At 52.0% G+C, this 2,100-nt stretch carries 1 protein-coding gene, 2 tRNA genes and 1 rRNA gene; all 4 read left to right on the top strand.

Translation table 11 applies throughout. The features are described from left to right. On the top strand, window positions 1-211 hold a 211-nt coding region (locus BQ7483_RS17850; RefSeq protein WP_204245993.1), incomplete at its 5' end, for a hypothetical protein. A 78-nt stretch (window positions 212-289) separates the two neighbouring features. Continuing rightward, a 16S ribosomal RNA gene (locus tag BQ7483_RS00095) occupies window positions 290-1,817 on the top strand. Window positions 1,818-1,941: 124 nt separating this feature from the next. Next, window positions 1,942-2,015, top strand: a tRNA-Ile gene (locus BQ7483_RS00090). A gap of 10 nt (window positions 2,016-2,025) precedes the next feature. Next, a tRNA-Ala gene (locus BQ7483_RS00085) sits at window positions 2,026-2,099 on the top strand. Window position 2,100: the final 1 nt, after the last annotated feature.

Raw genomic sequence — 2,100 nt, 5'->3', positions numbered from 1 at the left:
AAAAAAAACTTCGAAAAAAGTTCCGCAAAAATTTGGAGGATATGCCAAAAACTCCTTACCTTTGCAACCGCTTTCCCTTAAAAACGGAAGGCGTCAAGAAAGAGCGATCTTTGATGAGATTTACATAAACAATACAGTAGTACAAGAGCGAAACTGGAAACAGTTTCGGGTAAAAGAAAGAACCGTCATTACTTATATATATAGGTATTGAGACTTTTGAGATCCGAAATCCTGGCAGAGACAAGACGCTTCTCCGGTCCGCAAGGTCCGGGAGGTCAAAGATACTTTTACAATGAAGAGTTTGATCCTGGCTCAGGATGAACGCTAGCTACAGGCTTAACACATGCAAGTCGAGGGGCAGCGGGGTTGTAGCAATACGACTGCCGGCGACCGGCGCACGGGTGAGTAACACGTATCCAACCTTCCGGTTACTCGGGAATAGCCTTTCGAAAGAAAGATTAATGCCCGATGGCATAACAGGCCCGCATGGTCCTGTTATTAAAGATTTATCGGTAACCGATGGGGATGCGTTCCATTAGGCAGTTGGCGGGGTAACGGCCCACCAAACCGACGATGGATAGGGGTTCTGAGAGGAAGGTCCCCCACATTGGAACTGAGACACGGTCCAAACTCCTACGGGAGGCAGCAGTGAGGAATATTGGTCAATGGGCGAGAGCCTGAACCAGCCAAGTAGCGTGAAGGATGACTGCCCTATGGGTTGTAAACTTCTTTTATACGGGAATAACAAGCGGCACGTGTGCCGCTCTGCATGTACCGTATGAATAAGCATCGGCTAACTCCGTGCCAGCAGCCGCGGTAATACGGAGGATGCGAGCGTTATCCGGATTTATTGGGTTTAAAGGGAGCGCAGACGGGTCTTTAAGTCAGTTGTGAAAGTTTGCGGCTCAACCGTAAAATTGCAGTTGATACTGGAGACCTTGAGTGCGGTATAGGCAGGCGGAATTCGTGGTGTAGCGGTGAAATGCTTAGATATCACGAAGAACTCCGATTGCGAAGGCAGCTTGCTGGACCGTAACTGACGTTGAGGCTCGAAAGTGCGGGTATCAAACAGGATTAGATACCCTGGTAGTCCGCACAGTAAACGATGGACACTCGCTGTTGGCGATATACTGTCAGCGGCCGAGCGAAAGCGTTAAGTGTCCCACCTGGGGAGTACGCCGGCAACGGTGAAACTCAAAGGAATTGACGGGGGCCCGCACAAGCGGAGGAACATGTGGTTTAATTCGATGATACGCGAGGAACCTTACCCGGGCTTGAACTGCAGCGGAATGGTGTGGAAACATGCCAGCGAGCAATCGTCGCTGTGGAGGTGCTGCATGGTTGTCGTCAGCTCGTGCCGTGAGGTGTCGGCTTAAGTGCCATAACGAGCGCAACCCTTACTGACAGTTACCATCAGGTAATGCTGGGGACTCTGTCGGGACTGCCGTCGTAAGATGTGAGGAAGGTGGGGATGACGTCAAATCAGCACGGCCCTTACGTCCGGGGCTACACACGTGTTACAATGGGGGGTACAGCAGGCCGCTACCCGGCGACGGGATGCGAATCTCCAAAACCCCTCTCAGTTCGGACTGGAGTCTGCAACCCGACTCCACGAAGCTGGATTCGCTAGTAATCGCGCATCAGCCACGGCGCGGTGAATACGTTCCCGGGCCTTGTACACACCGCCCGTCAAGCCATGAAAGCCGGGGGTACCTGAAGTGCGTGACCGCAAGGAGCGCCCTAGGGTAAAACTGGTGATTGGGGCTAAGTCGTAACAAGGTAGCCGTACCGGAAGGTGCGGCTGGAACACCTCCTTTCTGGAGCGGTTTCGGATCAGGGTTCTTGAATTATCACCATAGGAACCTCTTGTACTAAGGTACTGTTTATAAAGAAATATGAGAGAAAGTAGAAGCCGGGCCGCAAGGCTGGGGTTAGACTGACAGTCCTATAGCTCAGTTGGTTAGAGCGCTACACTGATAATGTAGAGGTCGGCAGTTCAACTCTGCCTGGGACTACTCCGGGAACGGGGGATTAGCTCAGCTGGCTAGAGCACCTGCTTTGCAAGCAGGGGGTCAACGGTTCGAATCCGTTATTCTCCAC

Source organism: Mediterranea massiliensis (assembly GCF_900128475.1).
Taxonomy (GTDB): Bacteria; Bacteroidota; Bacteroidia; order Bacteroidales; family Bacteroidaceae; genus Bacteroides; species Bacteroides massiliensis_E.
The sequence above is the reverse complement of the archived record's forward strand: the minus strand, read 5'-3'. Positions and strand labels throughout refer to the sequence as shown.